Source organism: Scytonema sp. PCC 10023 (genome assembly GCF_963920835.1).
GTDB lineage: Bacteria > Cyanobacteriota > Cyanobacteriia > Cyanobacteriales > Nostocaceae > Kalymmatonema.
This window is the reverse complement of sequence record NZ_CAWUDP010000249.1, coordinates 1-2,722: the sequence shown is the minus strand read 5'-3', so window position 1 is coordinate 2,722 and position 2,722 is coordinate 1. Positions and strand designations below refer to the sequence as shown.

Below are 2,722 nucleotides of genomic sequence, written 5' to 3'. Positions count from 1 at the left end.
TCTGACACTTGCTCCCAATTACGTCAATGCTCACAACAACAAGGGGAATGCGCTACAAAGTTTGGCATCCCTACAGTCGAGCTTATCGCAGCACACACAAGCACTCTCTAGGTACGAGCAAGCTATTGCATCTTACGATACTGCTCTGACACTTGCTCCCAATTACGTCAATGCTCACAACAACAAGGGGAATGCGCTACAAAGTTTGGCATCCCTACAGTCGAGCTTATCGCAGCACACACAAGCACTTACTACCTACGAGCAAGCCATTGCATCCTACGATACCGCTCTGACACTTGCTCCCAATTACGTCAATGCTCACAACAACAAGGAACTTGCGCTACGGAACTTGGGTAACTTACTCAAAGACTTATCTCATGATGAACAAGCCCTCCAGTGTTACAAGGACGGCTAGCTGAAAGCCCTTGAGGATGTGTTTGACTCACGATGACACATCCGTGCTTTAGACAAGGGATGAAAGCTGCCGACGCAGGGTTTAGCCTGCCGTCACCCTTCTCAACAGTCTTTCTAAGTACTCACTAACGCTGACGTTTTCTTCTTTGGCTTTAATGACAGCGTTAGACCATGCAGTATCGGTTAACATAACACCTCGCTGCTTTTTGGTTTCTTCATATAAAACGGGTACATTCTTTATTCTTTTCTTGCCTTTTCCTGTTGACATATTTAGAACATATAAGTAGACTAATGTAACTTTAGCAAATAACAAGAAGGTGAGTCAAGCGTGTTAGTTTTAGAGTATAAAGCTAAGGCAAATAAAGCACAATTCAATTCAATTGAAGAAGCCATTAAAACAACCCAATTCGTTAGAAATAAATGCATTAGGTATTGGATGGATGCTTCAAGAGAAGAGAATATTAACAATTCAGCTATTAGTCGATACTCAACAGTTCTACGCGCTGACTTCCCGTTTGTTGCGGAGCTAAACTCAATGGCAGTTCAAGCAGCTGCTGAAAGAGCCTGGTTTGCAATCTCACGGTTCTACGACAATTGCAAGAAGAACAAACCAGGTAAAAAAGGATATCCACGGTTTGTGCATGACAACCGCTCTGTTGAGTACAAGACTAGCGGTTGGTCGCTGCACCCAACAAAACGTCGTATCACCTTCACTGACAAAAAAGGGATTGGTGAACTCAAATTAATGGGGAAATGGGACATACACACCTACTCCGTTAAGTCCATCAAGCGAGTTCGGATTGTCCGACGTGCTGACGGGTTTTATGTGCAATTCTGTGTTGATGTCGAGTGCAAAGAAGATGTTCAACCAACTGGTCAAGAAATTGGCTTGGATTTCGGCTTAGAACACTTCTACACTGATTCAAACGGGCATCATGAACCAAATCCTCGCTTCCTACGTAAAGCCGAGAAGCAAATAAAACACGCTCAACGCAGAATCTACAAAAAAGAAAAGGGCAAGAACGGTAGAAAGAAGGCTCGAAACCGATACGCACGTAAGCATTTGCAGATAAGTAGAAAACGTACTGAACACGCCAAAGCGAAGGCGCGTCACGTCATGCGGTCTAACGACTTATGCATCTATGAAAACTTGCAAGTAAAAAATATGGTGCGTAACCATCATCTGGCAAAAAGCATCAATGACGCTGGATGGAGGCAGTTTCGGAGCTATCTCGAATACTTTGCCAACAAGTATGGAAAGGTAGCACTGGCTGTGGAACCTCACTACACCAGTCAGCAGTGTCCAAATTGCGGCGCGATGGTCAAGAAGTCTTTGTCCACTAGGACTCACACCTGCAAGTGCGGATGTGTCCTGCAACGTGACCACGCTGCCGCAATCAACATACTCCATAAAGGCAAAGAAAAAATTGCTACCTCAGGGCATGGGGGAAGCAAGCCAACTTCTAAGAAGAAGGCAAGAAACGCTAGGGGAGTTGCAACCTCTACTCTTTCTGGGGCAACCCTGACTGAGCAAGTAGCGACGATGAGCCTAGAATCCCCTCGCATGACGGCAGGGGAGTGTCAACAAGCAGCATTGGTGTCATTTAACCAGGCATTAGATATCGCCCCAAATAATGACAATATTCGGGATTTGAAAGAGCAGATGCAAGAACTGCGTTCAAGCTAATCCAAAATCATTTTATGAGGGGTTTAAGGCTTTTACGTTTTACATACTGCCGCCTACCGTTAGCAATTGGTTGATACCGAGTTGCGTTCATAGCTGCAACTACCCCCTGCCCCTCCTTACAAAGGTAGGTATTTTGTATTTGGTCATTTTTTGACTATTTCAGCCAATGGTTAAATCCTGAAACAACCAAACCACGTTAAACAATTGAGAATTTTCTCAACTATTTTCGAGATTCAAAAAAACCTACCCTTGAAAGCCCTGCCCCTCTCCTTACCAAGGAGAGGGGTGCCCGGAGGGCGGGGTGAGGTTTTTGAACGCAACTTAGTATGAAAGCTGCTTGTGAGCGATTTCATTGACAAAGCTACTGGGTACTGGGGATTAGGGCAAGCCTCAATCGGAGATTTAAAATTTCTAGATTAAGATAATAGACTTCTTGCAAAAGTCAAAAAACGTGAATGTCATTAGTCGCGAAACGCAGTGTAGCGAGGAATCTCCACCAGATGTTTCGCTCCGCTCAACATGACAATTCAAGCATTTTTGCAAGAGGTCTAATCTCTTCCCAGTACCTAGTAGTCCTTAATCGTCAATAACCGGATATAAGCGTTTAAGTTTGATTCTTGC

At 44.3% G+C, this 2,722-nt stretch carries 3 protein-coding genes; 2 read left to right on the top strand and 1 reads right to left on the bottom strand.

Annotation, left to right across the window (positions count from 1 at the left end):
- Positions 1-415: tetratricopeptide repeat protein (locus ACM0OZ_RS48405; protein ID WP_414590083.1), on the top strand; the 415-nt coding region annotated here is incomplete at its 5' end.
- A gap of 81 nt (positions 416-496) precedes the next feature.
- Here the strand turns inward: ACM0OZ_RS48405 and ACM0OZ_RS48400 are convergent.
- Positions 497-682, bottom strand: coding sequence for a hypothetical protein (locus ACM0OZ_RS48400; protein ID WP_414590082.1), 186 nt, complete (start codon positions 680-682; stop codon positions 497-499).
- A gap of 60 nt (positions 683-742) precedes the next feature.
- Between ACM0OZ_RS48400 and ACM0OZ_RS48395 the strand changes: the two genes are divergently transcribed.
- On the top strand, positions 743-2,101 hold the full coding sequence (locus tag ACM0OZ_RS48395) for an RNA-guided endonuclease InsQ/TnpB family protein (protein ID WP_414590081.1): 1,359 nt from the start codon (positions 743-745) through the stop codon (positions 2,099-2,101).
- The last annotated feature ends 621 nt before the right edge of the window (positions 2,102-2,722 follow it).